1 protein-coding gene is annotated in these 6,196 nt (G+C 41.0%); it reads left to right on the top strand.

Annotated features, from left to right (window positions below):
- Window positions 1-2: 2 nt before the first annotated feature.
- Window positions 3-6,185: a non-ribosomal peptide synthetase gene (locus tag C4S54_RS15975; RefSeq protein WP_160110714.1), complete on the top strand. Its 6,183-nt coding sequence runs from the start codon at window positions 3-5 to the stop codon at window positions 6,183-6,185.
- Window positions 6,186-6,196: the final 11 nt, after the last annotated feature.

Genomic DNA, 6,196 nt, shown 5'->3' with positions numbered 1-6,196 from the left:
CTATGAATCTTTCAGGCAAGATAGACAAAAAGGCACTGCCTCAGGCTGTAATGATGGAAGATGAGATAGTTCCGCCTGAGAATGAAACTCAGGAGAAGATCCTTGAGATTGTTAAAGAAGTTATTGGAGATGTTTCTATCGGTATAAATTCAGACTTGTTTGCATTCGGTATGTCATCTGTAGGATATATCAGGCTGTGCGCCCTTTTGTCAGAGCGCTTTGGAAAAACCATTAAAGTATCGGATGTTTTTGATAACAGTACCATTAAAGCTATAGACAGCATTCTGAAAAATACAGATGAAACTTTAGAATGTGAACTTAGGGAAGAATATCCGCTTTCCATGACCCAGACAGGTATATATATCGAATGTATGCGCTACCCGGGTTCTACCACCTACAATATCCCGGAGCTTTATAAACTTGGAGACGGAGTTGATACTCTGAAGCTGGCCAAAGCCATTGAAAAAGCTGTAGCAGCCCATCCATATCTTTTCATGGAACCTGTAAGTGACAAGGATGGAATCGTACATGCGATAAGAAGGGATGACTATAAGTTTGAAACTCCTGTATTTAAGAAAGATACCATTCCAACTGGAAATGAGCTGGTAAGGCCATTTTACCTTGATACGGGAGAAGTTCTCTTCCGTGCAGAAATCTATGAAACAAAAAATGGTAACTATTTCTTCCTTGATACCCACCACATCGTAAGTGACGGTGAATCTCTTTTTATTTTGCAAAATGATATCGACAGAGCTTATTCAGGTGAAGAAATAGAAAAAGAGAAATATACGGGATATGAGTTTGCTCTTGATGAAGAAGCAGCGAGGAAAAGCGAGCGATTTGAAAAGGCAAAGGCCTGGTACAACAGTTACTTTGCAGGCTGTGGCGGCGAGACACTTCCAATAAAAGATGGAAAGAAAGAAGATGGAAATATAGGTGAAGGGAAGGTTATCGGAGAAACGGATGGAGCTATGATAAGACAGTTCTGTCTTGATAATTCCTGTACACTTAATGCTTTCTTCATGACTGCTTTTGGCCTTGCACTTAAGTCGTATACAGCGTCTGAAAATGCCATATTTACTACAATCTATAACGGCCGAAGTGATGGAAGACTTTCAGATAGTGTATCAATGCTGGTAAAGACCCTGCCGGTATATTTGGAATGTGCTCCGGAAAAAAAGATTTCTGATGCCGTAAAGGAATGTCAGAAATATCTTCTGTCTGCAATGGCTAACGATATATACAGCTTTGCTGAGATAAGGAATGCTTATGATATCAAGGCTGACATCATGTTTGCTTATCAGGGAGAGTACGGGCATGGCGCAATGATTGGCGGAGAACTTGCCAAACTTGAAATGCTGGGACTTTCAAGGGCAAGGGCTGGTATAGGTATAGATGTAAGCCTTGATGGTTCAAAGATTGTTTATGAGCTTGAGTACGATCCGGCTCTTTTCTCTAAGTTTACAATAGAGGGCCTTGTTCACATGATGGATAATATCACCCATGAGTTCATGAATAAAGAACGTCTGGGCGATGTATGCCTTACCACCAAGGCTGATGAAGAGAAGATAAAAATTCTTCATGATAGCGATTTTCCTGTAAAGGAAAGACCTGCTTATCGGCTTCTGCAGGATGCCGCACATAAGAATCCTGACAGGAAGGCTCTTGTTGCCAAAGACAGGACGCTTTCCTACAAAGAACTAAATGAGGAAGCAAATGCTCTTGGATTTATATTAAGGAGCAAGGGCGCGAAAGCCGAGAGCATTGTTGCTGTAATGCCTGACAGGGACAGCTATGCCTATGTCATGAGGCAGGGCGTACTTAAAAGCGGCGGAGCATTTCTTCCGATAGATTCTGAGTATCCTGAGGATAGAATACGCTTTATTCTCGAAGATTCAGGGGCAAAACTTTTAGTGACAAAGAGAGAAATCCTGGAAAAACGCAAAGAGATGTTTGATGTCCTGGCTGAAAGCGGAGTCGAACTTATCTGCGTTGAAGATGCAGTAAAAGAGGGTGAAAAAGACGACCTTAACGAAACTGTTCCTTATGAGGCACTTGCCTATGTCATTTATACTTCCGGTTCAACAGGAAAACCAAAAGGGGTTATGCTCACCAATAAAAACCTCGTGAATTTCGTTGATGATAATGAGAAAAACCACGAGATTTTAGGCTATACAAGGAGAGGACACGTAAGCCTTGCAATAGCAGCACTTACTTTTGACTTCTCTATAATGGAGGAGTTTGTTCCACTTGCCAATGGCATGACGGTGGTACTTGCAACTCATGAAGATATAATGAATCCTGTTCTGCTTGGAAAGCTTATGACCGATAACCATGTTGATGTTATGAGCTGTACACCGAGCTATCTGATGAATATGCTGGACATGGGTGAGTTTACGGATGCCTTTACAGATGCGGTAAAAGGTCTAAAGAGTGTGGATATGGGAGCTGAGGCCTTTCCACCTGCTCTTTTTGGCAAGCTGAAAGATATAAATCCTGATATATGCATAATGAATGGATATGGGCCTACTGAGGCAACCATAAGTTGCACCATGCAGGTTGTTGAGGATACAGAGAACATTACAATTGGAATACCTAATGTAAATGTTCACGTTGCCACCATCGACAGGGAGGGCCGACTTCAGGGACTTGGCGCTCTGGGTGAAATGGTGATAATTGGCGATGGCGTAGGACGAGGCTACATCGGAAGGGATGATCTTACCCAAAAGTGTTTTATTAGGTTATTTGATATGCCTGCATATCGAAGTGGCGATCTTGTACGAATCAAGGAAAATGGTGACATCGAGTATCATGGACGAATTGATAACCAGGTCAAGCTAAGAGGGCTTAGAGTTGAGCTTGGCGAGATAGAGAGCGTAATAGGTTCATATCCCGGAATCAGATCTTCTATCGTTATCGTATTAAAGAAAGAGACTGAGTATCTGGCTGCATACTTCACTGCTGACAATGAAATTGACATTGATGATCTCAAGGCACATCTTTCATCTCAGCTTACTGCTTATATGGTTCCACAGGCTTTTGTGCAGCTGGAGGAGATGCCTCTTACTGCAAATGGCAAGATTGATAAGAAAGCTCTGCCTGATCCCGGAAAGGAAGAGGAAAAGGTTGTGCTTCCTGAGACTGAGTGTCAGAAGTCTATTCTGGAGATTATAAAGAAGATAATAGGTGAAGTTCCTGTTGGGATCACTACAGATCTTTTTGCTGCAGGTCTTTCATCTCTTGGATGTATAAGACTGTGTACAATGCTGGCAGGGGAGTTTGGCAAGAATGTTACCATCGCCGAACTGTTTGAAACCAAAACAGTAATTGACATAGAAAAGCTTCTGGAGACTAAGGAAGAGGGTGAAGAGTTTGAACTAAGAAAAGAGTATCCTCTTTCTATGACTCAGATGGGAATATTTGTTGAGAGTATCCATTACAAAGATTCTACTATCTATAATATACCAATCCTTTATGAGCTTTCTCCGGAAATTGATATGAACAGGCTCCGTCTGGCAATAGAAAAGACATTGAAAGCTCACCCATATCTGTCAATGACTCTTAAGGTGAATGAAGAAGGAGAAGTTTTTGCTGTAAGAAGTGACGAAATAAAGGTGGAAATTTCTGAGGGTACTGTTTTGCCTTCTGATGAGGAACTGGTCAGACCATTTGATCTGACTTTGGGAGAGCCTCTTTGCAGAATCGGGTTGTTTGCTTCCAATGAGGGTAAATACCTTTTCATTGATACCCATCACATCATAAGTGACGGTGAATCTTTAAGTATTTTTATGGAAGACATCAACAGGGCATATTTGGGCGAAAATGTGGAAGCCGAGCAGTTTACAGGATTTGAGGCAGCTATTGTTGAGAAGACGAGAAGAAACTCTGACAAATTTGAAAAAGCCAAAGAGTGGCATGATAGTATTTTTGGCAACTGCAAAAAAGTTACTCTTCCTCCAACAGAAAAGGCAACAGCAACTGATGATGATGGAAACTTAGTTTTGACAGGAAGGATTTCGGCAAATGATATCAGAGCGTTCTGTGAGAAGAATCGTTTTGGTCTAAATGCGTTCTTTACCATGGCTATGGGACTTTCGCTGAAAGTATGTACTGGTTCTGAGAATGCAGTATTTGCCTCAATTTATAATGGCCGAAATGACAGCAGGCTAAACCGTAGTATAGGAATGTTTGTAAAGACCATTCCGGTATCAATAAGTCCTTCACCTCAGATGGATGTATCTCATGCAGTAGGTGAATGCCAGAGTATGCTGTTAAATGCCATGTCCTGTGATATATTCAGTTTTGCTGAGGTATGCAGCACCTATGGACTTAGTTCTGATGTGCTTTTCGCATATCAGGGGGACCAGACAGATGATGCTGTCCTTATTGGAGGAAAAGAGGCCAAGGAGAAGGAACTTGGACTAGGAGCTTTCCAAGCAAAATCGCCATTTGGACTTGATATATATCTTAATGATGATAAGGTGGTCTATGAATTTGAGTATGATATAGAGATGTATGGCAAGACCACAATGGAGCGCTTTTATAAGCTGATGGAAGAGGTGATCCGAGGACTATTAACCTGCAGAACAGTTGAAGATGTGCTTTCTCTTAGCGAGGTAAAAGAATTCCGGGCAGAACAAGAATTAGTTGAGAAAAAAGATATTCCGGATACCGTTACAGATTCTCAGGGGCCAAAAGGAGCTGCAGTAGCTTTTGAAGGATCGAAGCAACTGGAGGCGCTGACAGAACAGATTCTGGAGATATTCAGAAAGACATTGAAAAAAGATGATTTCCATTTGGATGATAATTTCTTTGAATATGGTGGAACGTCTCTTTTGGCGGCCAAGGTAATGATGGCCATAATGGTCAAAGATTATCCTGTAGTGTATCAGGATATATTTAATAAACCAACACCAAGACAGCTTTCTGAGCATCTTTTCTCAAAGATTAAGGATCAGTGGAATGAAGAAACTGTTCAAAATCAAACAGATCAGACGAATGAGGAAAGTGTAACGGTGAATGAGTATGCAAAAGCCCTTTCCCACAACATACCGCAGTATTTGGATAATATAAAAACCGAGGGGCTTGGGACAGTTCTTTTGACTGGTGCTACGGGCTTTTTGGGAATTCATGTGCTAAGACAGCTCATTGATTCCGGAACTATGAAAGTCTACTGTCTGCTTCGTGGTGGTAAAATTGGAGCAATGAGACGACTTAGAGAAAGTTTCTTCTACTACTTCGATGACCTGGATGAGGATTACTTTGGAAACAGGATAGTTGCAATTGAAGGAGATATCACGGATGCACAGAGCATCCAGAAACTTGAAGAATACGACATTAATACACTTATAAACTGTGCCGCTTCAGTCAAACACTTTGCAGATCTGGAGTTTCTTAAGAATGTCAATGTATACGGAGTAGCTAACCTTGTTGATTTGTGCCTTAAAAAGGATATTCGTCTGGTGCATATATCTACGGTTTCAGTATGTGGCGAAAGGAATGTCGGTTCTAACGGAGAGACGACGCTTAGAGAGGATGCCATTGATATCGGACAGCAGGTAGAATCAAATGGCTACGTATATTCGAAGTATCTGGCTGAAAAGCTCATTCTTGATGCTATAGAGGAGAAGGGACTTAATGCTAAGATAATCCGAATGGGTAATCTCATGAGCAGATATGAAGATGGTGAGTTCCAGATCAACTTTAACACTAATAATTTTATGAATACATTAAAGTCTTACGTGGTTCTTGGGTGCTTCCCTGTGCAGGACATGGACGAAGAGGATGAATTCTCACCTATTGATGAAGTGGCCAGAGCTACAGTACTGCTGGCAGGAACCAATAGTGAGTTTACTGTTTTTCATGCCTATAACTCCCATACTATAGAAATGGGAGATCTGGTACAGGCGCTTAATGATAATGACCTGAAAGTGGATGTGGTAGACGAAAAAGAGTTTAATGAAAGGCTGAATAGAGCTCTTATGGATGAGCGTATCAACCGTTTTGTTTCACCGCTTGTAAACTATAAAACCGATAATGATGAGAATATTATCGAAAATGATGTAGATAATAAGTTTACGGTGAAGGCACTTTACAGACTGGGATTCCATTGGCATATTACCGATAATGAATATATCGAAAATGCAATTGCAATGCTAAAAACATTAGGATTTTTTGATATCTGAGAGGAAAAAAT

This window comes from Butyrivibrio sp. Su6, from assembly GCF_900108105.1.
In the GTDB taxonomy this organism is placed as follows: domain Bacteria; phylum Bacillota; class Clostridia; order Lachnospirales; family Lachnospiraceae; genus Butyrivibrio.
This window is presented reverse-complemented; position numbering and strand designations above follow the sequence as displayed.

What these genes read in the sequence shown, in the direction of transcription:
- C4S54_RS15975 (WP_160110714.1), top strand. Translation starts at nt 3, where the DNA reads ATGAATCTTTCAGGCAAGATAGACAAAAAGGCACTGCCTCAGGCTGTA.